This is a genomic window from Sphingosinicella sp., assembly GCF_041916975.1.
Taxonomy (GTDB): domain Bacteria; phylum Pseudomonadota; class Alphaproteobacteria; order Sphingomonadales; family Sphingomonadaceae; genus Sphingosinicella.
This window is the reverse complement of the sequence record NZ_JAYRYK010000001.1, coordinates 2,873,596-2,898,411: the sequence shown is the minus strand read 5'-3', so window position 1 is coordinate 2,898,411 and position 24,816 is coordinate 2,873,596. Positions and strand designations below refer to the sequence as shown.

At 65.4% G+C, this 24,816-nt stretch carries 35 protein-coding genes and 1 riboswitch; of the genes, 4 read left to right on the top strand and 31 right to left on the bottom strand.

All coding sequences use genetic code 11. The annotated features are described in order from the left end of the window. Positions 1 to 12: 12 nt before the first annotated feature. The 4 genes from ACE3TJ_RS13710 to ACE3TJ_RS13695 form a co-directional block, all read right to left on the bottom strand. Complete coding sequence (locus tag ACE3TJ_RS13710) at positions 13 to 474, bottom strand: AAC(3)-I family aminoglycoside N-acetyltransferase (RefSeq protein WP_374597046.1); 462 nt, start codon at positions 472 to 474, stop codon at positions 13 to 15. Beyond that, on the bottom strand, positions 471 to 2,063 hold the full coding sequence (locus tag ACE3TJ_RS13705; protein WP_374597044.1) for an amidohydrolase: 1,593 nt from the start codon (positions 2,061 to 2,063) through the stop codon (positions 471 to 473). Before ACE3TJ_RS13705 ends, ACE3TJ_RS13710 begins: the two co-directional genes overlap by 4 nt. Before the next feature lie 73 nt (positions 2,064 to 2,136). Beyond that, on the bottom strand, positions 2,137 to 3,696 hold the full coding sequence (gene guaA / locus ACE3TJ_RS13700) for a glutamine-hydrolyzing GMP synthase (RefSeq protein WP_374597042.1): 1,560 nt from the start codon (positions 3,694 to 3,696) through the stop codon (positions 2,137 to 2,139). Between the two features lie 91 nt (positions 3,697 to 3,787). After that, on the bottom strand, positions 3,788 to 4,216 hold the full coding sequence (locus ACE3TJ_RS13695; RefSeq protein WP_374597040.1) for a hypothetical protein: 429 nt from the start codon (positions 4,214 to 4,216) through the stop codon (positions 3,788 to 3,790). A 164-nt stretch (positions 4,217 to 4,380) separates the two neighbouring features. Between ACE3TJ_RS13695 and ACE3TJ_RS13690 the strand changes: the two genes are divergently transcribed. Next, positions 4,381 to 5,016 carry a discoidin domain-containing protein gene (locus ACE3TJ_RS13690; protein ID WP_374597038.1) on the top strand — a complete coding sequence of 212 codons (636 nt, stop codon included), beginning with the start codon at positions 4,381 to 4,383 and terminating at the stop codon, positions 5,014 to 5,016. A gap of 83 nt (positions 5,017 to 5,099) precedes the next feature. Next, positions 5,100 to 5,205: riboswitch (SAM-I-IV-variant riboswitch) on the top strand. Between the two features lie 43 nt (positions 5,206 to 5,248). After that, positions 5,249 to 6,169 carry a homoserine O-succinyltransferase gene (gene metA, locus ACE3TJ_RS13685; protein WP_374597036.1) on the top strand — a complete coding sequence of 307 codons (921 nt, stop codon included), beginning with the start codon at positions 5,249 to 5,251 and terminating at the stop codon, positions 6,167 to 6,169. A 5-nt stretch (positions 6,170 to 6,174) separates the two neighbouring features. Here the strand turns inward: metA and ACE3TJ_RS13680 are convergent, their stop codons facing one another. The 8 genes from ACE3TJ_RS13680 to rpsM form a co-directional block, all read right to left on the bottom strand. After that, on the bottom strand, positions 6,175 to 6,723 hold the full coding sequence (locus ACE3TJ_RS13680) for a DUF924 family protein (RefSeq protein WP_374597033.1): 549 nt from the start codon (positions 6,721 to 6,723) through the stop codon (positions 6,175 to 6,177). A gap of 59 nt (positions 6,724 to 6,782) precedes the next feature. Next, entirely contained in the window at positions 6,783 to 7,421 is a 639-nt protein-coding gene (locus ACE3TJ_RS13675; protein ID WP_374597031.1) for a hypothetical protein, read from the bottom strand. A 48-nt stretch (positions 7,422 to 7,469) separates the two neighbouring features. Continuing rightward, positions 7,470 to 7,913 carry an acyl-CoA thioesterase gene (locus tag ACE3TJ_RS13670; RefSeq protein ID WP_374597029.1) on the bottom strand — a complete coding sequence of 148 codons (444 nt, stop codon included), beginning with the start codon at positions 7,911 to 7,913 and terminating at the stop codon, positions 7,470 to 7,472. Then, positions 7,910 to 9,046, bottom strand: a complete 1,137-nt coding sequence (locus ACE3TJ_RS13665; protein ID WP_374597027.1) for an iron-containing alcohol dehydrogenase — start codon at positions 9,044 to 9,046, stop codon at positions 7,910 to 7,912. Before ACE3TJ_RS13665 ends, ACE3TJ_RS13670 begins: the two co-directional genes overlap by 4 nt. A gap of 84 nt (positions 9,047 to 9,130) precedes the next feature. After that, entirely contained in the window at positions 9,131 to 9,550 is a 420-nt protein-coding gene (gene rplQ / locus ACE3TJ_RS13660; RefSeq protein WP_374597025.1) for a 50S ribosomal protein L17, read from the bottom strand. A 105-nt stretch (positions 9,551 to 9,655) separates the two neighbouring features. Then, positions 9,656 to 10,702, bottom strand: a complete 1,047-nt coding sequence (locus ACE3TJ_RS13655) for a DNA-directed RNA polymerase subunit alpha (protein WP_374597023.1) — start codon at positions 10,700 to 10,702, stop codon at positions 9,656 to 9,658. An 82-nt stretch (positions 10,703 to 10,784) separates the two neighbouring features. Continuing rightward, positions 10,785 to 11,174 (bottom strand): 30S ribosomal protein S11, encoded by a 390-nt coding sequence (gene rpsK, locus ACE3TJ_RS13650; RefSeq protein WP_121047270.1) that lies wholly within the window; start codon positions 11,172 to 11,174, stop codon positions 10,785 to 10,787. A gap of 24 nt (positions 11,175 to 11,198) precedes the next feature. Next, on the bottom strand, positions 11,199 to 11,567 hold the full coding sequence (gene rpsM / locus ACE3TJ_RS13645) for a 30S ribosomal protein S13 (protein WP_271257745.1): 369 nt from the start codon (positions 11,565 to 11,567) through the stop codon (positions 11,199 to 11,201). A 264-nt stretch (positions 11,568 to 11,831) separates the two neighbouring features. Here rpsM and ACE3TJ_RS13640 point away from each other — a divergent pair, with 264 nt between their 5' ends. After that, entirely contained in the window at positions 11,832 to 13,106 is a 1,275-nt protein-coding gene (locus tag ACE3TJ_RS13640; protein WP_374597020.1) for an MFS transporter, read from the top strand. Here the strand turns inward: ACE3TJ_RS13640 and ACE3TJ_RS13635 are convergent. After that, a complete protein-coding gene (locus tag ACE3TJ_RS13635; protein ID WP_374597018.1) occupies positions 13,090 to 15,165 on the bottom strand; it encodes a TonB-dependent receptor plug domain-containing protein in 2,076 nt (691 codons plus the stop codon). The two genes, ACE3TJ_RS13640 and ACE3TJ_RS13635, sit on opposite strands and share 17 nt — an antisense overlap. 87 nt (positions 15,166 to 15,252) lie before the next feature. Between ACE3TJ_RS13635 and ACE3TJ_RS13630 the strand changes: the two genes are divergently transcribed. Beyond that, positions 15,253 to 15,747, top strand: a complete 495-nt coding sequence (locus tag ACE3TJ_RS13630; RefSeq protein WP_374597016.1) for a homogentisate 1,2-dioxygenase — start codon at positions 15,253 to 15,255, stop codon at positions 15,745 to 15,747. 7 nt (positions 15,748 to 15,754) lie between these two features. Here ACE3TJ_RS13630 and ACE3TJ_RS13625 read toward each other — a convergent pair whose 3' ends face one another. From ACE3TJ_RS13625 to rpsC, 18 genes are all read right to left on the bottom strand, one after another. Further along, positions 15,755 to 16,132 carry a winged helix-turn-helix domain-containing protein gene (locus tag ACE3TJ_RS13625; protein ID WP_374597014.1) on the bottom strand — a complete coding sequence of 126 codons (378 nt, stop codon included), beginning with the start codon at positions 16,130 to 16,132 and terminating at the stop codon, positions 15,755 to 15,757. Between the two features lie 5 nt (positions 16,133 to 16,137). Further along, positions 16,138 to 16,647 carry an SRPBCC domain-containing protein gene (locus ACE3TJ_RS13620; RefSeq protein WP_374597012.1) on the bottom strand — a complete coding sequence of 170 codons (510 nt, stop codon included), beginning with the start codon at positions 16,645 to 16,647 and terminating at the stop codon, positions 16,138 to 16,140. Positions 16,648 to 16,690: 43 nt separating this feature from the next. Next, positions 16,691 to 17,338, bottom strand: coding sequence for an adenylate kinase (locus ACE3TJ_RS13615; RefSeq protein ID WP_374597010.1), 648 nt, complete (start codon positions 17,336 to 17,338; stop codon positions 16,691 to 16,693). Further along, positions 17,335 to 18,684, bottom strand: a complete 1,350-nt coding sequence (gene secY, locus ACE3TJ_RS13610; RefSeq protein WP_374597008.1) for a preprotein translocase subunit SecY — start codon at positions 18,682 to 18,684, stop codon at positions 17,335 to 17,337. Before secY ends, ACE3TJ_RS13615 begins: the two co-directional genes overlap by 4 nt. A gap of 108 nt (positions 18,685 to 18,792) precedes the next feature. Then, positions 18,793 to 19,272 carry a 50S ribosomal protein L15 gene (gene rplO, locus ACE3TJ_RS13605; RefSeq protein ID WP_374597006.1) on the bottom strand — a complete coding sequence of 160 codons (480 nt, stop codon included), beginning with the start codon at positions 19,270 to 19,272 and terminating at the stop codon, positions 18,793 to 18,795. A 79-nt stretch (positions 19,273 to 19,351) separates the two neighbouring features. Further along, positions 19,352 to 19,528: a 50S ribosomal protein L30 gene (gene rpmD, locus ACE3TJ_RS13600; RefSeq protein WP_374597004.1), complete on the bottom strand. Its 177-nt coding sequence runs from the start codon at positions 19,526 to 19,528 to the stop codon at positions 19,352 to 19,354. Between the two features lie 6 nt (positions 19,529 to 19,534). Then, a complete protein-coding gene (rpsE, locus tag ACE3TJ_RS13595) occupies positions 19,535 to 20,236 on the bottom strand; it encodes a 30S ribosomal protein S5 (RefSeq protein WP_121047262.1) in 702 nt (233 codons plus the stop codon). A gap of 1 nt (position 20,237) precedes the next feature. Then, on the bottom strand, positions 20,238 to 20,594 hold the full coding sequence (gene rplR / locus ACE3TJ_RS13590; RefSeq protein WP_374597001.1) for a 50S ribosomal protein L18: 357 nt from the start codon (positions 20,592 to 20,594) through the stop codon (positions 20,238 to 20,240). 2 nt (positions 20,595 to 20,596) lie between these two features. Further along, positions 20,597 to 21,130 carry a 50S ribosomal protein L6 gene (gene rplF / locus ACE3TJ_RS13585; RefSeq protein WP_374596999.1) on the bottom strand — a complete coding sequence of 178 codons (534 nt, stop codon included), beginning with the start codon at positions 21,128 to 21,130 and terminating at the stop codon, positions 20,597 to 20,599. An 11-nt stretch (positions 21,131 to 21,141) separates the two neighbouring features. Continuing rightward, positions 21,142 to 21,540 carry a 30S ribosomal protein S8 gene (gene rpsH, locus ACE3TJ_RS13580; RefSeq protein WP_374596997.1) on the bottom strand — a complete coding sequence of 133 codons (399 nt, stop codon included), beginning with the start codon at positions 21,538 to 21,540 and terminating at the stop codon, positions 21,142 to 21,144. A gap of 16 nt (positions 21,541 to 21,556) precedes the next feature. Continuing rightward, complete coding sequence (rpsN, locus tag ACE3TJ_RS13575; RefSeq protein ID WP_121047258.1) at positions 21,557 to 21,862, bottom strand: 30S ribosomal protein S14; 306 nt, start codon at positions 21,860 to 21,862, stop codon at positions 21,557 to 21,559. Positions 21,863 to 21,893: 31 nt separating this feature from the next. Next, complete coding sequence (rplE, locus tag ACE3TJ_RS13570; RefSeq protein ID WP_374596994.1) at positions 21,894 to 22,478, bottom strand: 50S ribosomal protein L5; 585 nt, start codon at positions 22,476 to 22,478, stop codon at positions 21,894 to 21,896. After that, positions 22,471 to 22,794, bottom strand: a complete 324-nt coding sequence (rplX, locus tag ACE3TJ_RS13565; RefSeq protein WP_121047256.1) for a 50S ribosomal protein L24 — start codon at positions 22,792 to 22,794, stop codon at positions 22,471 to 22,473. Before rplX ends, rplE begins: the two co-directional genes overlap by 8 nt. Further along, complete coding sequence (rplN, locus tag ACE3TJ_RS13560; RefSeq protein ID WP_374596992.1) at positions 22,795 to 23,163, bottom strand: 50S ribosomal protein L14; 369 nt, start codon at positions 23,161 to 23,163, stop codon at positions 22,795 to 22,797. A gap of 1 nt (position 23,164) precedes the next feature. After that, on the bottom strand, positions 23,165 to 23,401 hold the full coding sequence (gene rpsQ / locus ACE3TJ_RS13555; RefSeq protein ID WP_121047254.1) for a 30S ribosomal protein S17: 237 nt from the start codon (positions 23,399 to 23,401) through the stop codon (positions 23,165 to 23,167). Positions 23,402 to 23,412: 11 nt separating this feature from the next. Beyond that, a complete protein-coding gene (gene rpmC / locus ACE3TJ_RS13550; RefSeq protein ID WP_374596989.1) occupies positions 23,413 to 23,622 on the bottom strand; it encodes a 50S ribosomal protein L29 in 210 nt (69 codons plus the stop codon). A 15-nt stretch (positions 23,623 to 23,637) separates the two neighbouring features. Beyond that, positions 23,638 to 24,057, bottom strand: a complete 420-nt coding sequence (rplP, locus tag ACE3TJ_RS13545; RefSeq protein WP_121047252.1) for a 50S ribosomal protein L16 — start codon at positions 24,055 to 24,057, stop codon at positions 23,638 to 23,640. 63 nt (positions 24,058 to 24,120) lie between these two features. Beyond that, on the bottom strand, positions 24,121 to 24,816 hold the full coding sequence (gene rpsC / locus ACE3TJ_RS13540) for a 30S ribosomal protein S3 (RefSeq protein WP_121047251.1): 696 nt from the start codon (positions 24,814 to 24,816) through the stop codon (positions 24,121 to 24,123).

Here is a 24,816-nt window from a genome sequence, read left to right as displayed (position 1 = left end):
CCTCATTGCTGTTTACGGGCTGATGCGCCTTACGGGGATGTCGAAGTGCATCACATCCTCGCGCGCGCCGAGCCCCGTGTAGAGCGCGACGGCTGGATCGTCACCATAGTCGGCCTGAACGTAGATGACCCACGCGCCGCGCTCTGAAGCAATGGCCTGAAGCTGCCGGATGAGCGCGGTCGCAATGCCCTGCCTCTGGTGCGCTTCCGCAACGGCAAGATCGTAGATGTAGACCTCCGACCGCTCCTGCTCGAACTTTTCCAGCACATAGGCCGCAAGACCGCCGACAACGACACCATTCCGCTCGGCAACAAGCGCGATGAACGTGTCTCTCGCCAGCAAACGCTGGAGCCATGCATCGCCGGGCGGCTTTGACGCATAGCTTTGGGCATCGCCAAACACGGTTGCGAACAGCGCGTTCATGGCGCGCAGGCCCGCAAGATCCCCCGCACCGAGCGCCCGAACAGTGATCATTCGGGCGTGCGCCGTTCCGTATTCGGATAGCGAACGCCGAGCTGCTCCAGATACGTGCCGTAGCGGGCCGGGTTGTAATAATGCTTCCTCAGCTCTGGCCGGAATTCGTCCATCCGCTTGCGGTTGAGCAGGATCGGCGGCGTGTCCTCCGCCGACAGGAAGGGAACGTATTTCTGGTCCTTCGTCTGCACATCGGTGAAATAAGCCTTCGCCTCGGCAAGGAGCGCGGGCTTCGTCATCAGGTCGACGACGGTCATCGCCATCGCCTTCGCGCCGTTCACGACACCCTTGTGCGCGATCGGCGTCGCCATCGCGATCGCCGAACCCCAGTGATGCGCGGGGATGCCGGGAATGTTCGAGGGATAGGTGAGCGTGATCGTCGGCACCGTCCACGAAATGTCGCCGATGTCGTCCGATCCGCCGATGTAATTCTCTTCGGGGGGCGGGCGGAGCGCATCGACCTTGTCCTTGAGCCCATCTTCCGGTGCGCCGAGATTATGCTGCACGGTTTTCGCAAACGCCCGGTCGTCGGCGTTCCATGCGGGCATGCCCACGGTTTCTATGTTCGCCCACGCCGCCTCGGCGAGTGGCTTGTTGAAGTGTCGCGGCGCCGCGACGCCCAGAGTGCGCCGCGTCACCTTCGTGTCGGTCATGGCCGCGGCGGCATCGGCGATGCGGTTGCCGATGGCGAAATTTTCGAGAATGCGATCGAAGCTCTGCTCGCGGAAATAATACCAGACCGACGCCTGCGGCGGCACGACGTTGGGCTGATCGCCGCCGTTGGTGATGACGTAGTGCGAACGCTGCTGCAGGCGCAGATGCTCCCGCCGCATGTTCCAGCCCATGTTCATGAGTTCGACGGCATCGAGCGCACTGCGGCCGAACCACGGCGAGGCACCCGAATGCGCGGCCTTGCCGTCGAACGTATAGGACGCCGAGATCATCCCGGTGCCTGCGGCCTCGCCCCAGCTCGTCGTGAAGCCGCTCGACACATGGGCGAAGAGGACCGCGTCTGCATCCTTGAACACGCCCGCACGGACGAACCATGCCTTGCCGCTCAAAAGCTCCTCGGCGACGCCCGGCCAGATCATCAGGCGGCCCGGAATCCCTTCGCGCTGCATCACCTCTTTGGCGGCGAGCGCAGCCACGACCACGAGCGGGATGCCGCTGTTGTGCCCCTCACCGTGGCCCGGCGCGCCCGGCACGATCGGATCGTGGTACGGCACGCCCGGCTTCTGCGAGGCCTGCGGCACGCCATCGATATCGCTGCCGAGCGCGATGAGCGGACCCCCGCTACCCCATGTCGCGGTCCAGCCGGTCGGGAGCCCGGCGACGCCGCGCGTGACCTTGAACCCGTTCTTTTCGAGAATGTCGGTGACGTAGCGGCTGGTTTCGGATTCCTCGAAGCCGATCTCGCCGAAGCTGAAGATCGAGTCGGTCATCTGCTGCGCGAGCTTCGCGCGGGCATCGACGGCCTTGACGACCTCGGTTTTGAGCGCGGCGTTTTCAGCGGCAGCCGCCGCACCCGAAAGAAGCGCGAGGCACGCCGCCACACCAAAAAGCGCCGTACCGCGAAATCCCTGCTTCATCTCCGCACTCCCTCGAACATTGCACGGCGAACCTGCCACCGGGCGAACGGGAACGCCAATGCCTATCGGGGTGCTATTCCCACTCGATCGTGCCGGGCGGCTTCGAGGTGTAGTCGTAGACGACGCGGTTGATGCCGTTCACTTCGTTCACGATGCGCGTGGCGACGGCGCTGAGGAAGGCGGCATCGAAGGGGTAGACGTCGGCGGTCATGCCGTCGACCGAGGTGACGGCGCGGAGCGCGCAGACGCGGTCGTAGGTGCGGCCGTCCCCCATCACACCGACGGTGCGCACGGGGAGCAACACGGCGAACGCCTGCCAGATCGCATCATAGAGACCCGCCTTGCGGATTTCTTCGAGATAAATGCGGTCCGCTTTGCGCAGCGTGTCGCACTTCTCCTTGTCGACCTCTCCGGGGATGCGGATGGCGAGGCCCGGGCCGGGAAACGGGTGGCGGCCCACGAACGCCTCGGGAAGGCCGAGTTCGCGGCCGAGCGCGCGCACTTCGTCCTTGAAGAGTTCGCGCAGGGGTTCGACGAGCTGCATGTTCATGCGCTCGGGCAGGCCGCCGACATTGTGGTGGCTCTTGATCGTCACCGAAGGCCCGCCGGTGAAGGAGACGCTTTCGATGACGTCCGGATAGAGCGTGCCCTGCGCGAGGAAATCGGCGCCGCCGATCTTCTTCGCCTCGGCCTCGAACACGTCGATGAAGGTCTTGCCGATGAACTTGCGCTTGGCTTCGGGATCGGAGACGCCCGCGAGGCCGGAGAGGAACAGCTCTTCGGCGTCCACGTGCACGAGCGGGATGTTGTAGGCGCCGCGGAAGAGCGAGACGACCTCCTCGGCTTCCTGCGAGCGCATCAGACCGTGATCGACGAACACGCAGGTGAGCTGATCGCCGATCGCTTCGTGGATCAGCACCGCTGCCACCGCCGAATCGACGCCGCCCGAAAGGCCGCAGATCACCTTGCCCGTACCGACCTGCTTGCGGATGTCGGCGATCTTCGCGTCGCGGTAACCCGCCATCGACCAGTCCCCGGTGCAGCCCGCGACATGGCGCACGAAGTTCGACAGCAGCTTCGCTCCGTCCGGCGTGTGCACGACCTCGGGGTGGAACTGCACGGCATAGAAGCGGCGCACGTCGTCGGCGATCGCCGCGAAGGGCGCGCCGTCCGACTTTGCCACGACCTCGAAGCCCTGCGGAATCGCCTCCACGCGGTCGCCGTGGCTCATCCAGACCTGATGCTTCTCGCCCGTGTTCCAAAGACCATCAAACAGATGGCAATCGCGCACGATCTCGATGAACGCGCGGCCGAATTCACGATGATCGGAGGGCGTCACCCGGCCGCCGAGCTCGGCGCACATGGTCTGCTCGCCGTAGCAGATGCCGAGCACCGGCACGCCGGCTTCGAACACGGCCATCGGCGCCTTGGGGCTCGCCCCTTCCGTCACCGAGGCGGGACCGCCCGAGAGGATGATGCCTTTGGGCTTCAGGCGTTCGACCGCCGCCTCGCCGCCGGAGAACGGCACGATCTCGCAATAAACCCCCGCCTCGCGCACGCGCCGGGCGATGAGCTGCGTCACCTGGCTGCCGAAATCGAGAATGAGGATGGAATCGCCGTGGGGAACGGTCACGCGGGGCCTCGAGAGTCAGAACGTGGGAATCCGGTGGGGTTAACGCTGGCAGCGGGGCGTGTCCAGCCATCGCTTTGAAGGCGGCGGAAGGTCACGAAGTTTGTTCGAAACGCGTTTTTCTTACAGTGTGACGTTCCGAGGTTCGGTGCGCGGCATCGACGCGGCGCATCACGCGCAAAAGCGCGGCGTTATCCGGCCGCACATGCGTGACCGTGCTGCCGTCCGGCGCCTGGAAACGCCGGATCAGACCATGGACGGCGCGGTGCCAGAGACTGTCGAGCGGTGTGGGGCCGCGCGAATGCCGGGCAACCGCCGCATCCCATGCCGCGACGAACCCCTCGGCACCCGGGCGGGCGCGCAGGCGGTACGCGGTTTCGCGGGTCATGCCGAGGGCGCGGGCCGCGACCGCGACGCGCCCGCTTTCGGCAAGCGCGGCGATAAAGGCGGACTGGCGATCGGGCGTCCAGCCATCCCGGCGCGCACGGGTGGGAACGGGTTCGAAGGGCGGCGTGTCTTTCATCCACAAGCTTGAAGCAGAAAAAGCGCGTGTAGGAAAATCCTTCGCACGCCCCTCACAAAAGCTTCCCCGAATCGTCATCGCGCTGTCAGGCGCCGCCGCGAGACATGGTTAACGCTGGCGGCAAGCGCCAGTGCATCGCCAACCGTCCACACAGGGGTATTCGTATGCTCAAGCTTCTCCTCGGCGCCGCTTCGGCCTCCGTTCTTGCCGCGTCCGCGCACGCGGCGGTGATCACGCCGGTTTCCGCCACCGCCAGCAGCACGTTCAACAACGGCTTCTACAACGCCGAAAACCTGATCGACGGCAGCGGCCTTTCGGGCGATCAGCACGATTCCAACTTCGCCAACATGTGGATGACCGACCTCGGCGCGAGCAAGGCGCAGGTGACGTTCGACCTCGGCGGGCTCTTCAATCTTGCGAGCGCAGACATCTGGCAGTTCAACTTCGGCACCAACACGCCGGTGATCTCCACGCTCGACCGCGGCATCAAGGACTTCCGCGTGCTCGTTTCGCTCGACGGCGCGAGCTTCACCGAGATCTTCACGGGCACGCTGGACCGTGCGCCCGACGGTTCACCGATCACCGCGCAGACCATCGCGCTTTCGGGCGCCGCGCGCTTCGTGCAGTTCGATATCCTCAGCAACTATACCTACGGCACCATCTACGAAGCCTGGGAAGCCTCGGGCCTTTCGGAAGTGCGCTTCAACAGCGCCGACGTGCCGGAACCGGCCAGCCTCGCGCTCGTCGCGATGAGCCTCGGCGCGCTCGGCTTCGCGCGCCGTCGTCGCCGCGCGATCTAAGGGTCTTGCCGTCCCCGCCGGGCATGTGCGCGGCGGGGATGCGCCTTCCCTCTTGAGGGCGGACACAAAGCCGCCTAGATACGGCATCACATCAAGAGTTGGGTTCAGCCCAACGCCAACCTGCTTTCCGGGCAAGGTGGCGCTCCCTTCGGGGAGGATGTGGCCGAGCCGGCAACCAAACGGATCAAGCCACCGCGTCTTACCCGGAAAGCAACCGAGGATAGACGCGTCGATGCCGATCAAGATTCCCGACGACCTGCCCGCCCGCAGCACGCTGGAGCGCGAGGGCGTGATGATCCTGGGCGAAGCGGATGCCGTGCGGCAGGATATCCGGCCGCTGCGCATCGGGCTTCTGAACCTGATGCCCAACAAGATCCGCACCGAAACACAGATCGCGCGGCTGATCGGCGCGACACCGCTGCAGGTGGAGCTGACGCTGGTCCGGATGAGCGACCACATTCCGCGCAACACATCGGCCGATCACATGCTGTCTTTCTACCGGCCGTGGAGCGACATTCAGGACGAGTATTTCGACGGCTTCATCACCACGGGCGCGCCCGTGGAGCTGCTGCCGTTCGAAGAGGTGGGCTACTGGGACGAGCTGCGCCGCGTGTTCGACTGGACGCAGATCAACGTCCACGGCAGCTTCAACATCTGCTGGGGGGCGCAGGCGGCGGTGCATCACTTCCACGGCGTGCCGAAGCATGCGCTCGACAAGAAGGCGTTCGGCGTTTTCGAGCACCACAACCTCGCCCCCGCCTCGCCCTACCTGCGCGGCTTTTCGGACGATTTCGCGATCCCCGTCTCGCGCTGGACCGAAGTGCGGCGCGAGGATCTGCCGGGGGACCACGGCATCACCGTGCTCGCCGAAAGCGCGGAGACGGGCCTCTGCCTGCTCGAAGACCCGCAGCACCGATCGCTGCACATGTTCAACCATGTCGAATATGATTCCACGTCGCTCGCCGAGGAATATTTCCGCGACCGCGACGCCGGAAAACCGATCGACGTGCCGAAGAACTACTTCCCCGGCGACGACCCCGCCGCAACGCCCCAAAACCGCTGGCGCAGCCACGCGCACCTGCTGTTCGGCAACTGGATCAACCAGATCTACCAGACGACGCCTTTCGACATGGCGGACATCAGCCGGGGCTGAGCCGGCTACCAGCCGACGTCGGGTTGCGCGAGGTATTCCAGCTCCTCCGGCGTGGACGTGCGCCCGAGAAGGATGTTGCGCGTCGGATAGCGGCCGAAGCGTTCGATGACCACCGCGTGATCGCGCGCGAAGTCGAGTTGATGGTCGAGGCCCGCTTCCGCGAAACAGCGCAGCGCGAACCGCTGCACGCCGCGATCCTCGGCGTGCATCAGCGGCATGTAGAAGAAGCCGCGCCGGACGGGCTTCATCTGCCGGTGCCAACCCTCGCCGATGCCGAAGAGCGTGAGATCGAGCGCGGCAGCATCCGCCTCGAACGCGCGCGGCGTATCGCGGTGGATGTTGCGCGAAAACTGATCGAGCAGGATGACCGCAGCGAGCAGCGTATCGGCGTCGCGCGTCCACGGCGACGTGTCGGCAAGCGCACGGTCGCGCATCGGACCGAAGCGGCGCGCGATCTCGGCATCGAGATCGGACGACTTCGTCCAGTGCTGCTCGGGCGTCAACTCATCGAACCAGAAGGCGAGAACGGCGGCGGCATCTTCGTGAACGGACAAGGCTGGTCTCCTGTAGGGGGCAGGAGACCAGCCTAGCTGCGCCTTGCGCGCGAGGCCACTCAGCGGCCCGCGTAGGCGCTTTCGAAGCGGAAGTCGGTGATGCGGTCGCCGCGGACGTAGCAGGTGAAGCTCTCGTCGCGGCGATCGTCGTCGCGGCTGTCGTTCCGGTCGCTGCCGCGCATCTCGACGCGGCCCGAGACGCGGTATTCGCCGCCCTGCCGGTCCAGACCCCGGATATCGTTCACGCGCGCCTCGCGGCCATAGCGGCCGCCGAGGTCTTCGGCTTCGCGCGCGCAGGTCGAGATGGCGGCGCGTTCCTCGCTCGTGCGGTTCTTCCAGTCGCGGTCCTGCCAACCCCAATCGCTGTCACTTGCGCTGTTGCCGGGGCGCCCATAGGTGCCGTCGCGGTTCCAGTCGCCTTCCGGCTCCCAGCCCGAATCAAGCGGACGCTCCTGCTCCTCTTCCTTCTTCTTTTTGGACGCGCCGGAGAGGACCGCGATGAGGCCGCCGGCGACCACGGCGCCAACGATCGCGTCGCCGAGATCGAAGCCGTCGCCGCGACGGTGATGGCGGCGCCCGTAGCGCCCATCGGCATGGGCTTCAGACACGCCGAGCAGCGTGTTCGCGAACCCGGGAATCCCCGCCATGGAAGAGACCACGATAGCCGTGGCGACGCCGAAACTCATGACCTTACGCATAGGACTTACCCCGCCGATGATACGGGACAGGTATGCGCCGGACGAGCTTTATCCGCGATGAACCGAAATCGCCTCCAGCGCGGCGCGCAAGGGGGCGGGAAGCGGTACGGGGCGGCGGGTTTCGCGGTCCACGTAGACATGGATGAAGAAGCCCTCGGCAGCGGCCTCTGTCTCGCCCTCGGCGAACAGGCCGACCTCGTACCGGACGGACGACGTGCCGATGTGGGCGGCACGGATGCCCGCGTCTATGACTTGCGGGAAGGCGAGCGGCGCGGCGTAGCGGCAGCCGGTCTCGACGACGAGGCCGATGACCGCGCCGCCGTGGATGTCGAGCACGCCCGCCTCGATCAGGTGCGCGTTCACTGCCGTATCGAACCAACTGTAATAGACGACATTGTTGACGTGGCCGTAGACGTCGTTGTCTGCCCAGCGCGTGGTGATGCTGCGAAAGGCGGCGTAGTCGGCGAGGGTGCGGAAGGGTTCGCGGCTCAAAGCGCGGCCTCGTAGAGACGGCGGGCATCGGCGAGGTCGATCTCGCACGGGTTGTTGATGAGCAGGCGCTGCTGCTTCATCGCCTCCGACGCGAGAAGATCGAGATCGCCCGCCTCCACGCCGACATCGCGGAGACGCGCTGGTACGCCGCAATCGGCGGCGATGGCGACGAGCGCCTCGACGAGGCCCTGCGCCTGTGCCTGACGACCGAGGGGCGCCAGCGACGGATCGAGGATCGGTGCAAGGTCGGCATAGAGCGGCAGCGCGGCGGCCATGTTGTGGCCGAGCACATGCGGCAGCATCAGCGCGTTCGACAGCCCGTGCGGCACATGGAAATGCCCGCCTAGCGGATAGGCGAGCGCATGGACGCCACCCACGGGCGCATTGGCGAAGGCCACACCCGCGAGATGCGAACCGAGCAGCATCGCACCGCGCACTTCGGGGTTGGCGGGATCATCGCAGGCGCGGCGGATGTTGGCGCCGAGGAGGCGAAGCGCTTCCTTCGCAAGCGCGTCCGACAGCGGGTTCTTGAGGCGCTTCGTCGTGAACGCCTCAATGGCGTGGACCATCGCGTCGATGCCGGTGGCGGCGGTGACGCCGCGCGGCAGACCGAAGGTGAGCGATGCATCGAGGATCGCCCAGTCCGCATACAGCGGCCGGGCGACGACGCCCTTCTTCTCCGCACCGCCGACGGTGAGGATCGCGATCGGCGTGGCTTCGGAACCGGTGCCGGCGGTGGTGGGGATGAGCACGAGCGGCAGGCGCGCACCCTTCGCCTGATCGACGCCGTAAATGCCATCCAGATCATCGCCCGAGCCGAGCAGGTAGGCGACGACCTTCGCAACATCCATCGGACTGCCGCCGCCGAAGCCGATGACCGACGTGACCCCCGCCTCGCGCCCGGCCGCTACGGCGGCAAGCGCCGTCGCCGCGGAGGGGTCGGCTTCGACCGCATCGAACACCAGCGCCCGGTCGCCGAGCGCGCCGAGCATCGGATCGGTAAGGCCGAGGCCGCGCACGCCCTTGTCGGTGACGACAAGCACGGGGCCTTCGGGCACGAGATCGGAAACGGACGTGCTGCGCCCAGTGCCCGAAAGCACGCGGGGACCGTAGTCAAAGCGGAAGTCGGTCATAGGCGGCACCCTATTGGGTGCGCCGGAAAAGAAAAGGGCCGCACCCGAAGGCACGGCCCCTGTTCTTTCAGCGAAAGCGCCTGATCAGGCGGCTTCGGCGTCGTCGAACGACTGCACCGGACCCGAATCCTGACCCTTGGCGCTGGTGTCGCGATCGACGAACTCGATGATCGCCATCGGCGCGGCGTCGTCGGCGCGGATGCCGGCCTTCAGCACGCGGATGTAGCCGCCGGGGCGACCTTCGTAGCGCGGGCCGAGCACCTCGAAGAGCTTCTTCAGCTGCGTCTCGTCCATCAGGCGCGACTGCGCGAGACGGCGATTGGCAAGGCCGCCCTTCTTGGCGAGCGTGACCAGCTTTTCCACGTACGGGCGAAGTTCCTTCGCCTTCGGCAGCGTGGTCGTGATCTGCTCGTGCTTGATCAGCGCGGCGGCCATGTTGCGGAACATCGCCTGACGGTGGCTCGTGGTACGGCCGAGCTTACGGTGTCCTACGCGGTGACGCATGTCTCAAACTTCCTTCTCGTTTGTTCACGGAGCCGTGCAAGGTACTCCGGACCAGGCGGCAGAACCGGGCGCCGCCCAAACCCGTGCTGGGTAAGGCCGAAGCCTTTAGCCCATGATTTCCTGTTCGAGCTTCTTGGCGAGTTCCTCGATGTTCTCCGGCGGCCAGCCGGGGATTTCCATGCCGAGGCGGAGGCCCATCTGCGAGAGGACTTCCTTGATCTCGTTGAGGCTCTTGCGGCCGAAGTTCGGCGTGCGGAGCATCTCGGCCTCGGTCTTCTGAACGAGGTCGCCGATGTAGATGATGTTGTCGTTCTTCAGGCAGTTCGCGCTGCGGACCGAAAGCTCCAGCTCGTCCACCTTTTTGAGGAGGTAGCGGTTGATGGCGCCTTCGTCCTCCTGCGCCGCAGCAGCGGCGGAGGGAACGGCGGCGATCGCGGTCGGCTCGTCGAAGTTGATGAAGAGCGCCAGCTGGTCCTGAAGGATGCGCGCCGAATAAGCGAGCGCATCGTCCGGGGTCACCGTGCCGTCGGTTTCGACCGTCAGCGTCAGCTTGTCGTAGTCGAGTTCCTGGCCGACGCGGGTGTTTTCCACCTTGTAGGCGACCTGACGCACCGGCGAGTAGAGCGCATCGACCGGCACGAGGCCGATCGGCGCGTCCGCCGGACGGTTCTGCGACGCGGGCACGTAGCCCTTGCCGGTCTCGACCGTCAGTTCCATGTTGAGCGTCGCGCCCTCGTCGAGCGTGCAGATGACGAGATCGGGGTTCATGATCTCGATATCGCCCGTCACCGAGATCTGGCCGGCAGTGACTTCGCCCGGACCCGACGCGGTGAGGTGCAGACGCTTCGGCATCTCGTCGAGCATCTTCACCGCAACCTGCTTCACATTGAGCACGATGTCGGTGACGTCTTCACGCACGCCGGCGAGCGAAGAGAACTCATGCAGCACGCCGTCGATCTTGATCGAGGTGACGGCCGCACCCTGCAGCGAGGAGAGCAGCACGCGGCGAAGCGCATTGCCGAGCGTGAGGCCAAAGCCGCGCTCCAGCGGCTCGGCGACGAACGTCGCCTTCCGCGCCTTGTCCGCGCCGGCCTTCACTTCGAGGCTGTTGGGTTTCTTCAGTTCCTGCCAGTTCTTTGCAATTACGGCCACTGTCTTCCCCTTCGCGGGCTGGCGGGCCGAAGCCCGCCGCATAGGATTTTCGGACGAAACGCTTTGGCGAACGCGCGGGGCGTCAGACGCGGCGGCGCTTCGGCGGACGCACGCCGTTGTGCGGGATCGGCGTCACATCGCGGATCGCGGTGATCTGGAAGCCGACCGCCTGCAGCGCGCGGAGCGCCGATTCGCGACCCGAACCGGGGCCCCGAACTTCGACTTCCAGCGTGCGCACGCCGTGCTCGGCAGCCTTCTTGCCGGCGTCTTCCGCTGCGACCTGCGCGGCGTAAGGCGTCGACTTGCGGCTGCCCTTGAAGCCCATCGTGCCGGCCGACGACCAGGCAATCGCATTGCCCTGCGCGTCCGTGATGGTGATCATGGTGTTGTTGAAAGAGGCGTTCACATGCGCGACGCCCGACGTGATGTTCTTGCGCTCGCGCCGTTTGATGCGAGCCGGTTCCCGTGCCATTTCGAATAGCTCCCTTTTGCTCGCTTACTTCTTCTTGCCGGCGATCGGCTTCGCCTTGCCCTTGCGGGTGCGGGCGTTCGTGTGCGTGCGCTGACCGCGGACCGGAAGGCCCTTGCGGTGGCGAAGGCCGCGATACGAAGCGAGGTCCATCAGACGCTTGATGTTCATCGAGGTCTCACGGCGGAGGTCACCCTCTACCGTGTGATCGCGGTCGATCATCTCGCGGATCTGGATGACTTCCTGATCGGTGAGGTCCTGAACGCGGCGCTCGGCAGGGAAGCCAAGCGTCGAGCAGATCTTCGCAGCGGTGGTACGGCCGATGCCGTGAATATAGGTAAGGGCAATCACGACGCGCTTGTTGGTCGGGATGTTAACGCCCGCAATACGTGCCACAGACGGTTCTCCTAGCTCCACAGGCCGCGTGGGCGCGCGGGCCTATCTCAAAGCGTGAAACCCCAATGAACACACAAAACCGGCGAGCACGCAATATGCGCCGCCGGAATGCGATTCACTCGGGATGCGGGGGAGATAGGAGCCGAATCGGCCTGTGTCAAGCGGGCGGGCGAAGCCGGTGTCAAGATACGAAACGCGGCAGACAGTTGACGCGTGCATCGCATATCGCCATCGGCGGTTGCAAGAACATGAACGGGGGATCGCATGGCTGAAGCCGGACAACTGCCGCCATCGACGCGGCGCGTGCTGACGGCGAGCCTCGTCGGCACGGCGGTGGAGTTCTACGACTTCTATATCTACGTGACGGCGGCGGCGCTGGTCTTCGGGCCGCTGTTCTTCCCGGCTGAATCGCCTTCCGTGCAGCTCATGATGTCGTACGCGAGCTTCAGCATCGCGTTTCTCGCGCGGCCGCTCGGCGCCAGCGTGTTCGGGCACTTCGGGGACCGCATCGGGCGCAAATCCACGCTCGTCGCCTCGCTGATGCTGATGGGCGGCTCGACGCTCGCCATCGCCTTCCTGCCGACCTACCAGACCGCGGGGTGGATCGCGCCGCTGCTGCTCTGCCTCCTGCGCTTCGGGCAAGGCTTCGGGCTTGGCGGCGAATGGGGCGGCGCGGCGCTGCTTGCCGTGGAGAACGCGCCGCCGGGCTGGCGCGGGCGCTTCGGCATGTTCCCGCAGCTCGGCGCGCCGGTAGGCTTCATCGCGGCGAACGGTCTGTTCCTGATCCTCGGTCTGACGCTGACGCAGGAGCAGTTCTTTGCGTGGGGCTGGCGGCTGCCGTTCCTTGCGAGCGCCGTGCTGGTGGGTGTAGGCCTGTGGGTGCGGCTGAAGCTGACCGAAACGCCTGCGTTCGCCGCCGCGATGGAGCAGGGCCCGCCGCCCAAGGTACCGCTTGCGGAGCTGATGAAGGACCACTGGCGCGAGACGCTGGCGGGCACGCTTGCGGTCGTCTGCTGCTTCGCGATTTTCTACCTCGCGACCGCCTTCACGCTCGGCTACGGCACGACGACGCTCGGCATCCCGCGCGAGACGTTCCTCTCGCTGCTGCTCGGCGCGATCCTGTTCATGGCGATCGGCATCCTGATCGCTGGCTGGCTTTCGGACGTGAAGACGCCGCGCCTCGTCCTGATGGCGGGCTGCATCGGCACGGTGCCGACCGCGCTGCTGATGGCACCGATGATGGAGGGCGGCGCGCTTCTGCCGATCTTCGTCTACCTGTCGCTCATGCTTTTGATGATGGGGTTCGTGTACGGGCCGCTCGGCGCGTTCCTGCCCGGCCTGTTTCCGGCGCGCGTGCGCTACACGGGTGCTTCGATGGCGTTCAACGTCGGCGGCATCCTCGGCGGCGGCCTTGCGCCCAACATCGCGCAGGCGCTCGCCGACCGGGGCGGGCTGGCCCCGGTCGGGCTCTATCTCGCGGGCGCGGCGACGGTGAGCTTTGTCGGCCTCTTGATGGTGCGGCCTACAGCCGAGCCCTGAGGCTCGCGAAAAGGCTGCGGCCCGGCTCGGGGAAGCCGTCGGTGAGCTGGTAGCTTTCGTCGAACAGGTTGCGCGCGCCCACGCCGAGCGTGACATTCTCCATCACGTCGAAATCGATGCGCAGGTTGGCGAGCACGTGGCTGCCGGTCTTGTAGTAGCGCGTGCCGGCCGTGTTCACCGTCCAGCGGCTCGAGGCGATGTCGACGTTCGGCACGATGTGGAGGCGCGAGACCGGCGACCAGTCCGCCCAGACAAACGCCTTGTGCTCCGGCACGCCGGTGGGCTGGAACGCGGCATTCGACGGATCATCGAGGTTCCGTTGCGTCCACGTGTAGTTGGCGCCGAGACCGAGCGTTTCGCCGAGGTGTGCATCGAGCGACATCTCGACGCCGTAATAGTCGCCCTTGCCGAGGTTGCGGCTTTGCGTGACGGCCTGCGGATCGCAGACGCCGGGCGCCTTGCAGACCTCGATGATGGTCGGGAACGCGACGATAACGTCGGTGACGCGCGAGTAGAACGCCGCGCCTTCCACGCGCACAGCGCCATACTGGCGGCTACCGCCGATCTCGAAATTGGTGGCGCGCTCCGCCTTCAGGTCCGGGTTCGAGGTGGCGCCGCCGAAGCGCGAACTGAAGCGTTCGAACACGGTGGGAAAACGCGCACGTGACGAGATGCTGGCGTGGACCCGCGTCGCCTCGTCCGGCGTCCAGACGAGCCGGCCCTGCCCATTGAGCGCGCTGCTGTTGCGGATCGGGTAGGAAAACAGGCGATTGCCCGGAAGGCCGGTGACGGCGCCGTATTCTTCCGCACGCTTCAGGTCGCGCCAATCATAGCTGGCGCCCGCCGTGAACGTGAGCGTCGGCGACAGCGCGAGGCGGTTCTCAACCGCGACGCTCCACGTCTCCTCGAGGTTTTCCTGATCGGGCTCCCACGTTCCCGCCGGGAAGACCTGTTGCGACTCGATGTGCTTGTCGCGGCGATAGTGTGTAGCGACGCTGAGGCCGTAGCTGTCGGTGAGATCAACATCGAGCTGCGCTGAGCCGCCCCATGCGGTGTCATTGTACGGGCTGTTGAACGCGCGCGGGCGCGTCTGCGCGGTCTGCGTGGCGTCGTCGAAGGAACTGAGCAGGTTCTTGAGCTTGTTGCGATAGGCGCGCGTCTTCAGCGTTGCGTTATCGCCGAGCGCCGTCGTCGAGAGGAAATAGATGCTCTCCACGTCCCACTGCGGCCACGCCCAGTTGCGCTGCGTCGCCGTGTCGGTGACATGGAGCGGCGCGTTCTTCGCGCCTTCCTGCCGCGTGTAGCTGATCGAATATTCGTCCGTGGCGTTCGGCGTGAAGCCGAGCTTCACGTTGACGCGCCAATCCTCCGTGCGGGTGAACTCACGCTCGCCACCGTCTTCGACCGAGCCTGCCGCAGCTTCATAGCCGCCGGGCAGATCCCAATGATCCTGGAAATTCCGCGTGTAGGAACCCTGCGCGTACCATTTCTCCTGCCGCGTACCGAGCACCGCGAAGACGTTATAGCCCGCGTAGTCGGCACCCCGATCGAGCGCGAGCGTGCCGCGCACCTCGGCTTCCAGCGCCTTCGTGGGCTTGCGGGTAACGAGGTTGACCGCTCCGCCCATCGCGCCGGGACCGTCAAGCACCGAGACATAGCCCTTCGCCACCTGAAGCTCGGCGATGTCGGGCGTTAGGAAGCGACCGTAATCGAGGCGATTGTCGGCGGGGAGATAGACGCGGATGCCGTCGATCGACAGCGGCACCTGAAAGCGATCGAAGCCGCGTACGAAGATCAGCCGCTCGTTGCGCGAACCCCCGCTGTTCGAGGCGGAGACGCCGGGCATCAGGCTCACGGCCTCGTCGAGCGTGTTGCGGTTGAACGTGTAGATCGCTTCCGACGAGAGCGTGGAGGACGCGATGGCGATGCCTTCCTGCGCGGGCGCGGTGACGATGATCTGGCCGAGCGTGAAGGGCTCCGCGGTTTCCGCTTCCGCCGCGTGAAGCGCACCCGGCGCAGCGCCCGAAAGCAGGATGAGCATGATGAAGCGCGCGCGCATGATTTCCCCTTTTCGCCGATGACCCGATTGAGGCGCGGCGCGGCAATGCTATATACGAAGAAATATAGCAATAGGCAGGAGGCGGTTATGGCTCGTTTTTCAGGGGTTTGGGGTGCGGGTATGGCGATCCTAATCTCAGGTTCCGCCCTTGCGCAGTCGGATTGCCCCGCAGGTACGGAGCCGCTGCCGCCCGCGCTTGCTGCGTGGTCTGCCGCCCCCGGTGCGCTTTCGAAAGGCACCATGCTTGTGGCAGGAACGCCGGCGCGCGTGGCGCTGGAATCCGTCTCGACGGTACGCTTCGCCGCACCGCCGGAACGGGAGCCGAAGCCCGACAGTTTCGGCGGCGTGATCGGTTTCGACGTTCAGCAGGCCGGGACATGGCGCGTGGCGCTGAGTGGAGCCGGCTGGATCGATGTGCTCGTGGACGGGAAAGTGGTTCCCTCCGCCGCGCACGGTCACGGCCCGGCGTGCTCAGGTATCCGCAAGATCGTGGATTTCGCGCTGCCCGCCGGCACCTATGCGCTGCAGATCAGCGGCGCGGCGGAGGACAGCATCGACGTGATGGTGACGCGCGCGCCCTGAACGCTTCTCAGTCGTGCGGAGGCAAGGGTTTGTCGCGCAGCAGCGTCAGCAGATCGCGGTAGACGGGGTCGTCGGTGACCGCCGCGAGCCTCGCTTCGAAGGCACGGTAGGTTTCGAGCACAGTGCGTCCGAACGGGGTGAGCCGCGCGCCTTTGTCCGAGCCGCCGCCTGCGGTGGTTTCGACCACGCGTTCCTTCCAGCAGCGGTTGAGGCTGTCGACGAGCAGCCATGTGCGGCGATAGCTCATGCCCATCGCGCGGCCTGCGCCGGAGATCGAGCCCTCGCGGTCGATGGCTTCGAGAAGATCCGCCTTGCCGGGCCCGATCGCGGGTTCGCCGCCGCAGAAGATCTGCGCCTTGAGCTTGAGGGGGCCAATGATCGCCACAGGGTTCAGTTTTTGGGAAACAGCGCGGCGAGGCGCGTGAGCTGTTCGTTCAGCACCTGACCCACGAGAGGCGCGGTCGCCGGAACATCGAAGCGCATGTGCCCGCCGACGACATAGGTCTGCGTGATCTCGGTTCCTGTCGGGACGGACTTCAGCGCCCATGTGAGCGTCGCGGCGACGCCTTCGGATTGCAGGGGGCCGAGGCCGCCGACCAGACGCAGCGCGCTGCCGGGCATGACGAAGACGACGCGCATGTGCTCGACCGAACCGCCATTCGGCAACGCTTCGCAGAAGCAGCCGCCTGCCTTCGCATCGAGCGTGAAGTTCTCCGCCTTGCCGGAATAGCTGTGATCCGGATTCCAGTAGCGCGCAGGCGTGACGAGCGCCGCCCACACCGCATCGGGCGCAGCGGACGCGACTGCCTTGTTCTCTACGACAAAGCCGGTTTCGCTGACCTTCACGTCCGCAGCGGCAGGCGCTGCGGCGAGCATCAGCACGGGCAGAATGAAGCGCATGAGTCCCTCCCCTCGTTCAGAGCGGAGTGTGCCCGGAAGCGTGTCAGACGTCCAGAATTGCGGCGATGCTGGCGGAGACGTCGCCCATGTCCGCCATGCCATCGACGCGCTTCACGAGTCCGCGCGCTTCGTAGATCGGCAGAATCGGCGCGGTCTTGGCGCGGTATTCGGCCATGCGCGTGCGGACCGTCTCGGCATTGTCGTCCGGACGGCGCTTGAATTCGGTGCCGCCGCAGACATCGCAGACGCCTTCCGTCTTCGGCTGCTTGAACGTGTCGTGATAGCCCTCGCCGCACTTCGCGCAGGTGAAGCGGCCGGTGATGCGCTCGACGAGCGCATCTTCATCGACATCGAGCTCGATAACGTGATCGAGGCTGCGGCCCCGCGCGCTGAGGATCGCGTCGAGCGATTCCGCCTGCGCCGCGGTGCGCGGATAGCCATCGAAGATCGCGCCCTTGTCCGGGCCCATCTCGTCGAGCTTGTCGCCGATAAGGTCGGAGACGATCTCGTCGGAGACGAGCTGGCCCGCGTCCATCACGGCCTTCGCCTTGAGGCCAACGGGCGTTCCCGCCTTCACCGCCGCGCGAAGCATGTCGCCGGTCGATAGCTGCACCATGCCGCGCTCTTCGACGAGCTTGCTGGCCTGCGTGCCCTTACCCGCCCCCGGCGGGCCGAGCAGTATGATGTTCAACGCCGATTCCCCCTCAGCTTCGCCTTCTTGATGAGCCCCTCATACTGGTGCGCAAGCAGATGCGATTGAATCTGCGCGACCGTATCCATCGTTACGTTGACGACGATCAGAAGTGAAGTGCCACCAAAGTAGAACGGCAGCGCGAACGACGAGATCAGGAATTCGGGGATGAGGCAGATGAGCGTGAGATACGCCGCGCCGACCACCGTGATGCGCGTGAGCACATAATCGAGATACTGCGTCGTCTTCTCGCCCGGGCGGATGCCGGGGATGAAGCCGCCCTGCCGCTTCAGATTGTCCGCCGTCTCCTCGGGATTGAAGACCACAGCCGTGTAGAAGAAGCAGAAGAAGATGATGCCGAACGCATAGAGCGACATGTAGAGCGGCGAGCCGTGCTGCAGCGCGGTGGTGACCGCAATCATCCACTCGTTCTGCGAATTCTGCCCGGCGAACTGCGCCACCGTGAGCGGCATCAGCAGCAGCGACGAGGCGAAGATCGGCGGAATGACGCCCGCGGTGTTGAGCTTCAGCGGCAGGTGCGAGCTTTCGCCCTGCGACATGCGGTTGCCCACCTGGCGCTTTGGATACTGCACGAGGATGCGTCGCTGCGCGCGCTCCATGAAGCAGATGAACGCGATGACGAGGATCACCGCGAGAATGATCGCGAGGATGACGATGCCCGACATCGCGCCCGTGCGGCCCTGCTCGAAGAGGCCGGCGAGTGCGCCCGGAAGCGTCGCGACGATACCCGCCATGATGATGAGCGAAATGCCGTTGCCGATGCCGCGCGCGGTGATCTGCTCGCCCAGCCACATCAGGAACATCGTGCCGCCGAGCAGCGTGATCATCGTGGTGATGCGGAAGAACCAGCCCGGATCGAGCACGGCCGACGCGCCCTGCCCCGCCCCCCAGCCTTCGAGGCCGACCGCGATGCCATAGCCCTGGAACAGCGTGAGCGCGACGGTGCCGTAGCGCGTGTACTGGTTGATCTTCTTGCGACCGCTCTCGCCCTCTTTCTTGAGCTGGGCCATCGAAGGCGACAGCGAGGTCATGAGCTGCACGATGATCGAGGCCGTGATGTACGGCATGATGTTGAGCGCGACGATCGACATGCGCTCGAGCGCGCCGCCCGAGAACATGTTGACAAAATCGAGCACGCCGCCGCGCGTCTGATCGAACAGGAGTTCAAGCTGAACCGGATCGATGCCGGGCAACGGCACGAACGAGCACAGACGGAAGACGATGAGCGCGCCGAGCGTGAACCACAGCCGCTTCTTGAGGTCGGTCGCCTTGGAGAACGAGCCCCAATTGAGATTGGCTGCGAGTTGTTCGGCTGCTGACGCCATCACGTTACCCCGGAAAAAGCTCTGCCCTGCCCCCGATATGGCCGGCGACCGGAACTAGATAGGGCGCGGGACGGCTTTGCGCCATGCCCACGCCCCGAAAAATCCGTGTCAGCCCTCGGCGGACTCAGCGGCAACCGTCGTCGTGACTTTGCCGCCGGCCTTCTCGACCGCCGCGAGCGCGCCCTTGGAGGCCCGCGCGACGGTGATGTCGAGCTTCGCCTTCAGCTCACCCTTGCCGAGCAGGCTGACGCCGTGCTTCGACTTGCGGATGAGGTTCGCGGCGAGCAGCTCGGCAGCGCCGATGGCAGCCTTCGCATCGAGCGTCTTCTCGTCGATCGCGCGCTGGATCGTGCCTACGTTGACGATGGCATAGTCCTTGGCGAACGGGTTGTTGAACCCGCGCTTCGGCAGACGCATGTGGAGCGGCATCTGACCGCCCTCGAAGCCGTTGATGGCAACGCCCGAACGGCTGGTCTGGCCCTTCTGGCCACGGCCTGCGGTCTTGCCGAGACCCGAACCGATGCCGCGCGCAACGCGCGTGCGGCTCTTGCGGGCGCCCTTGTTATCCTTGAGATCGCTGATTTTCATTGTGTGCACTCGCTTTCGCTATTGTCGCGCCAAATTCGAACGCCCTCTTTCGCGAAGAAAGAAGGCGATCGAACCTGTTCTAGTTGATGACCTGCACCATGTGCTGGACCTTGCGGAGCATCCCGCGAACCTCGGGGGTATCCTCCAGCTCCGACGTGCGGTGGAGCTTGTTGAGGCCGAGCCCGACGAGCGTTGCGCGCTGGTCCTTGGTGCGGCGGATGGGCGAACCCACCTGCTTGAGCTTGATCTTCGCCATGATGACTTACTCCGTGACCGCGTCGGCTTCGACCTGCACGGCAGCGCCGGACACATCGCCGCGACGGCCGATGAGGTCGGCGATCTTCTTGCCGCGGCGCTGGGCAACAGCCTTCGGAGAAGCCTGTTCCTTCAGCGCCTCGAAGGTCGCGCGGATCATGTTGTAGGGGTTGTTGGTGCCAACCGACTTCGTGACGACGTCGGCAACGCCAAGGCTTTCGAACACGGCGCGCATCGGACCGCCGGCGATGATGCCGGTGCCCTGCGGCGCGGAGCGCACGTAGACCTTGCCCGCGCCGAAGTGGCCGAAGCCGTCGTGGTGCAGCGTGCGGCCATCGCGCAGCGGCACGCGGACCATCGCCTTCTTGGCGGCGGCGGTGCCCTTCGAGATCGCTTCCGGCACTTCGCGGGCCTTGCCGTGGCCGAAGCCGACGCGGCCCTTGCCGTCGCCGACGACGACGAGCGCAGCAAAGCCGAAGCGCTTGCCGCCCTTCACCGTCTTCGAGACGCGGTTGATGTGGACGAGCTTTTCGATCAGCTCCTCGCCCGGCTCCTGACGCGCTTCACGGCGATTGCCGCGACCGCCGCGATCGTCGCGACGTCCACGTCCACCACCTTCACGGCCCTGTCCGCCACGGCCACGACGACCACGACCTTCGGTCTCGCCGGTATCCGCCTCGGGGGCGTCGATCTGGGTTTCGTCAGCCATACTAGAACTCCAATCCGCCTTCGCGCGCCGCCTCGGCGAGCGCCTTCACCCGGCCGTGGAACAGGAAGCCGCCACGATCGAAAACAACCTGCGTGATGCCCGCTGCCTTCGCACGTTCGGCGAGACGCTTGCCGACGTCGGTCGCTGCCGACACGGTCGCGCCGGCCTGGCCCTTCACGTCCTTGTCGAGCGTGGAGGCCGAAGCGATCGTCTTGCCCGCGGCGTCGTCGATGATCTGCGCGTAGATGTGCTGCGACGAGCGGTGCACCGACAGGCGAGGACGCGTGCCGGCCTTCAGCCGAAGCCCCGTCCGCACGCGGCGGCGGCGCTGTTCGAATGGTGTGAGTTTCTTGCCCATCGCTACTTCTTCTTGCCTTCTTTGCGGAAGATGAACTCGCCGCGGTACTTGATGCCCTTGCCCTTGTAGGGCTCCGGCTTCCGCCAGCGACGGATCTCTGCAGCCACCTGGCCGACCTTCTGGCGATCGATGCCCGAGATCTCGACCGTGGTCTGATCGGGCGTCTTCACCGTGATCCCCTCGGGGATCGCGAAGTCGACATCGTGGCTGTAGCCGAGCTGCAGCTTCAGCGTGCTGCCCTGCGCGTTCGCGCGGTAGCCGACGCCGGTGATCTCCAGCGTCTTCGTGAAGCCCTCGGTGACGCCGGTCACCAGGTTCTGCACGAGCGTGCGCTGCATACCCCAGAAGTCGCGGGCGCGGCGCGTGCTGTTCGCCGGACCCACCGAGATGCGTCCGTCCTCGACCGCGTAGCTGATGTCGTCGTGCGTGACGATGCTGAGCTCACCCTTCGGACCCTTCACCGACAGCCGGCCATCGGCCAGCGTCGCGGTGACGCCTGCAGGTACGCTCACGGGTCTTTTTCCAATGCGTGACATCGTGAATACCCCTAGAAGACCTGGCAGAGCACTTCGCCGCCAACGTTCTGCTCACGCGCTTCCGCGTCGGAGAGAACGCCCTTCGGCGTCGAAACGATGGTGATGCCGAGGCCATTGCGGACGCGCGGCAGATCCTTCGCGCCCGAATAGACGCGGCGGCCCGGCTTCGAGACGCGCTGCACGTGCTGGATCGCCGGCTGGCCTTCGAAATACTTGAGATCGATACGGATCTCGCGCATCGCTTGGCCGGTGTCGGCGGCAGCATAGCCACGGATGAATCCTTCGCGCTGCAGCACGTCGAGAACGTGGCTGCGCAGCTTGGAGGCGGGGGTGAGAACAGAGTCCTTGCGGGCCTGCTGACCATTGCGGATGCGGGTCAGCATATCGCCCAGCGGATCGGTCATCGACATGGGATCGATCCTTTCCTTACCAGCTCGACTTCGTCACACCCGGGATCAGGCCCTTGTTGGCCAGTTCCCGGAGCATGATGCGGCTCAAGCGGAATTTGCGATAATACGCACGCGAACGGCCGGTGAGTTCACACCGGTTGCGGATGCGCGTCGGGTTTGCGTTGCGCGGGATCTCGGCAAGCTTCAGGCGCGCCATCAGACGCTCCGTCTCATCCTTGCTCTCGTCGTTCGCGATCGCTTTCAGGCGGGCGTATTTGCCCGCGTATTGCTTAACGAGCTTCTTCCGACGCTCATTCTTGTTGATCGAACTCAGTTTCGCCATGACTTAAGTTCAGCTCCTATAGCGACCGCGCTTACGCGGCCTTCTGGGTTTCGTCGCGGTCGGTGAAGGGCATGTTGAGCGCACGCAGCAGCTCGCGGCCTTCCTCGTCCGTCTTCGCGGTGGTGGTGATGATCACATCCATGCCCCGGACCTTCTCGACCTGGTCATAGTTGATCTCGGGGAACACGATCTGTTCCTTGACGCCCATCGCGTAATTGCCACGGCCGTCGAACGACTTCGGATTCACGCCCCTGAAGTCGCGCACGCGCGGCAGCGCGATGTTGATCAGGCGATCGAGGAATTCCCACATGCGGTCGGACCGCAGCGTCACCTTCACGCCGATCGGCATCCCCTCGCGCAGCTTGAACTGCGCGATCGAGACGCGAGCCTTCGTGACCACCGGACGCTGGCCGGCGATCTGCATCATCTCGGCAAGCGCCGCATCGATGCGCTTCTTGTCCTGCGTCGCGTCGCCCACGCCCATGTTGAGCACGATCTTCTCGATGCCCGGGACTTCCATCGCGTTCTTGTAGCCGAAGCGCTCGGTGAGCGCGGCGCGCACCTGCTCTTCATACACCTTCTGAAGGCGCGGCTTCACGCGTTCTGCCTTAGCCATTGATCACCTCACCCGACCGCTTGGCGACACGCACCTTGCTGCCGTCTTTCTCGATACGGAAACCGACGCGGGTCGGCTTGCCGGTCTTCGGATCCTCGAGCGCCACCTTGGACGCGTGGATCGGCGCCTCGCGACGCTCCAGCCCGCCCTGCGGATTGGCCTGGCTCGGCTTCACGTGGCGAACCACGATGTTGATTCCCGACACGACGACCTTGCCGTCCTTCGGGAGCGACTTCACGACATCGCCATGCTTGCCCTTGTCCTTGCCGGACAGGACGACGACGCGGTCACCCTTCTTGATCTTCGCTGCGGACATTTAGAGGACCTCCGGCGCAAGGCTGATGATCTTCATGTGCTTCTTGGCGCGCAGTTCACGCACCACCGGCCCGAAGATGCGGGTGCCGATCGGCTCCTCGCTCTTGTTGATGAGCACGGCTGCGTTCGAATCGAAGCGGATCACGGTGCCATCGGCGCGGCGGATGTCCTTCGCGGTGCGAACGATGACGGCGCGGTGCACGTCACCCTTCTTCACGCGGCCGCGCGGCGTCGCTTCCTTCACCGAGACGACGATCACGTCGCCGACGGTGGCGAAACGGCGCTTCGAACCGCCGAGCACCTTGATGCACTGCACCCTTTTCGCGCCGCTGTTGTCCGCGACGTCGAGGTTCGTCTGCATCTGGATCATGTCAGCTCACCTTTTCCGTGACGCGCCACGTCTTCAGCTTGGAGATCGGCGCACATTCCTCGATCCGCACGGTGTCGCCGGCCTTGAAGGCATTGGCTTCATCGTGCGCGTGATACTTCTTCGAGCGGCGGATGATCTTGCCGTACAGCGGGTGCTGAACCCGGCGTTCGACCTTCACAACCACCGTCTTGTCGGTCTTGTCGGAGACTACCTGCCCGACGAGGACGCGTTTCGGCATCGTTATTCCCTTCAGGCTTCGGCAGCGGCGCTGACGCGACCGCGTTCGTTCTGCAGCGTCCGAATACGCGCGATGGTGCGACGCACCTCGCGCACGCGGCTCGCCTTTTCCAGCTGGCCGGTCGCCGCCTGGAAGCGCAGGTTGAACTGCTCCTTCTTCAGCTGTGCGAGATCAGCGGAGAGCTGGTCGTCAGTCTTGGTCTTGAGGTCTGCGTGCTTCATGGCTGCATCCCTTCCTTAGTGCTGGTCGCCAAGACGAGCGATCAGCTTCGTCTTGATCGGGAGCTTAGCGGCAGCGCGTTCGAAGGCGCCGGCGGCGACCTCGTAGCTGACGCCATCGAGCTCGAACATCACGCGGCCCGGCTTCACGCGGGCAACCCAGTATTCCGGCGCGCCCTTGCCCGAGCCCATGCGGACTTCGGCAGGCTTGCGGGAAACCGGAACGTCCGGGAAAATGCGGATCCAGAGACGGCCCTGGCGCTTGATGTGGCGCGTGATGGCACGACGCGCAGATTCGATCTGGCGCGCAGTGACGCGCTCCGGCTCGAGCGCCTTCAGGCCATAGGCGCCGAAGTTGAGTTCGGTGCCGCCTTTGGCGTTGCCGTGAATGCGACCCTTGTGGGCCTTGCGGAACTTGGTGCGTTTTGGTTGCAGCATCTCTTATCGCCTTCTGACAGGAATCGGTCCTCGATCAGGCGACGCAGTTATGGTCTTTCGACCTTAACGCGCCGGCCGGACTCCCGACGTCTGTGCATCCATCATGATCCGGTCCTGCGCGAGCGGGTCGTGGTCGAGGATCTCACCCTTGAAGATCCAAACCTTGACGCCGCAGACGCCGTAAGCGGTGTGTGCCTGGCCTTCCGCGTAGTCCACGTTCGCGCGCAGCGTGTGCAGCGGAACGCGGCCTTCACGGTACCATTCGGTCCGCGCAATCTCGGCACCGCCAAGACGGCCCGAGCAGGTGATCCTGATACCCTCGGCGCCAAGACGCAGCGCCGACTGCACGGCGCGCTTCATGGCGCGGCGGAACGCAACACGGCGCACGAGCTGATCTGCAACCGACTGTGCGACGAGCTTCGCGTCAACCTCAGGCTTGCGGATCTCGACGATGTTCAGCGACACCTCGCTCGACGTCATCGCGGCGAGCTGGCGGCGGAGCTTGTCGATGTCCGCACCCTTCTTGCCGATGATCACGCCCGGACGCGCAGCATACACCGACACGCGGCACAGCTTTGCAGGACGCTCGATCACCACCTTCGAAATGGCGGCCTGCGGCAGCGTCTTCATCACGAAGTTGCGGATCTTGAGATCCTCGAGCAGCAGACGACCGTAGTCGTCGCCGTCCGCGAACCAACGCGAATCCCAGGTGCGGTTGATCTGCAACCGGAGGCCGATGGGGGAAGTCTTGTGACCCAT

Coding starts and splice junctions, on each gene's coding strand:
- ACE3TJ_RS13630 (WP_374597016.1), top strand. CDS start 15,253: ATGGCTCGTTTTTCAGGGGTTTGGGGTGCGGGTATGGCGATCCTAATC.
- ACE3TJ_RS13695 (WP_374597040.1), bottom strand. CDS start 4,216: ATGAAAGACACGCCGCCCTTCGAACCCGTTCCCACCCGTGCGCGCCGG.
- rplP (WP_121047252.1), bottom strand. CDS start 24,057: ATGCTGCAACCAAAACGCACCAAGTTCCGCAAGGCCCACAAGGGTCGC.
- metA (WP_374597036.1), top strand. CDS start 5,249: ATGCCGATCAAGATTCCCGACGACCTGCCCGCCCGCAGCACGCTGGAG.
- rpsQ (WP_121047254.1), bottom strand. CDS start 23,401: ATGCCGAAACGCGTCCTCGTCGGGCAGGTAGTCTCCGACAAGACCGAC.
- rpsN (WP_121047258.1), bottom strand. CDS start 21,862: ATGGCGAAACTGAGTTCGATCAACAAGAATGAGCGTCGGAAGAAGCTC.
- rpmD (WP_374597004.1), bottom strand. CDS start 19,528: ATGGCGAAGATCAAGCTCAAGCAGGTGGGTTCGCCCATCCGCCGCACC.
- rpsC (WP_121047251.1), bottom strand. CDS start 24,816: ATGGGTCACAAGACTTCCCCCATCGGCCTCCGGTTGCAGATCAACCGC.
- ACE3TJ_RS13710 (WP_374597046.1), bottom strand. CDS start 474: ATGATCACTGTTCGGGCGCTCGGTGCGGGGGATCTTGCGGGCCTGCGC.
- rplR (WP_374597001.1), bottom strand. CDS start 20,594: ATGGGCAAGAAACTCACACCATTCGAACAGCGCCGCCGCCGCGTGCGG.
- ACE3TJ_RS13675 (WP_374597031.1), bottom strand. CDS start 7,421: ATGCGTAAGGTCATGAGTTTCGGCGTCGCCACGGCTATCGTGGTCTCT.
- rplO (WP_374597006.1), bottom strand. CDS start 19,272: ATGAAAATCAGCGATCTCAAGGATAACAAGGGCGCCCGCAAGAGCCGC.
- ACE3TJ_RS13620 (WP_374597012.1), bottom strand. CDS start 16,647: ATGCGCTTCATTCTGCCCGTGCTGATGCTCGCCGCAGCGCCTGCCGCT.
- rpmC (WP_374596989.1), bottom strand. CDS start 23,622: ATGAAGCACGCAGACCTCAAGACCAAGACTGACGACCAGCTCTCCGCT.
- rplQ (WP_374597025.1), bottom strand. CDS start 9,550: ATGCGTCACCGCGTAGGACACCGTAAGCTCGGCCGTACCACGAGCCAC.
- ACE3TJ_RS13690 (WP_374597038.1), top strand. CDS start 4,381: ATGCTCAAGCTTCTCCTCGGCGCCGCTTCGGCCTCCGTTCTTGCCGCG.
- rpsH (WP_374596997.1), bottom strand. CDS start 21,540: ATGTCGATGACCGATCCGCTGGGCGATATGCTGACCCGCATCCGCAAT.
- rpsK (WP_121047270.1), bottom strand. CDS start 11,174: ATGGCACGGGAACCGGCTCGCATCAAACGGCGCGAGCGCAAGAACATC.
- ACE3TJ_RS13635 (WP_374597018.1), bottom strand. CDS start 15,165: ATGCGCGCGCGCTTCATCATGCTCATCCTGCTTTCGGGCGCTGCGCCG.
- rpsE (WP_121047262.1), bottom strand. CDS start 20,236: ATGGCTGACGAAACCCAGATCGACGCCCCCGAGGCGGATACCGGCGAG.
- ACE3TJ_RS13665 (WP_374597027.1), bottom strand. CDS start 9,046: ATGACCGACTTCCGCTTTGACTACGGTCCCCGCGTGCTTTCGGGCACT.
- rplF (WP_374596999.1), bottom strand. CDS start 21,130: ATGTCACGCATTGGAAAAAGACCCGTGAGCGTACCTGCAGGCGTCACC.
- ACE3TJ_RS13640 (WP_374597020.1), top strand. CDS start 11,832: ATGGCTGAAGCCGGACAACTGCCGCCATCGACGCGGCGCGTGCTGACG.
- rplX (WP_121047256.1), bottom strand. CDS start 22,794: ATGTCCGCAGCGAAGATCAAGAAGGGTGACCGCGTCGTCGTCCTGTCC.
- rplE (WP_374596994.1), bottom strand. CDS start 22,478: ATGGCTAAGGCAGAACGCGTGAAGCCGCGCCTTCAGAAGGTGTATGAA.
- ACE3TJ_RS13705 (WP_374597044.1), bottom strand. CDS start 2,063: ATGAAGCAGGGATTTCGCGGTACGGCGCTTTTTGGTGTGGCGGCGTGC.
- rplN (WP_374596992.1), bottom strand. CDS start 23,163: ATGATCCAGATGCAGACGAACCTCGACGTCGCGGACAACAGCGGCGCG.
- secY (WP_374597008.1), bottom strand. CDS start 18,684: ATGGCGTCAGCAGCCGAACAACTCGCAGCCAATCTCAATTGGGGCTCG.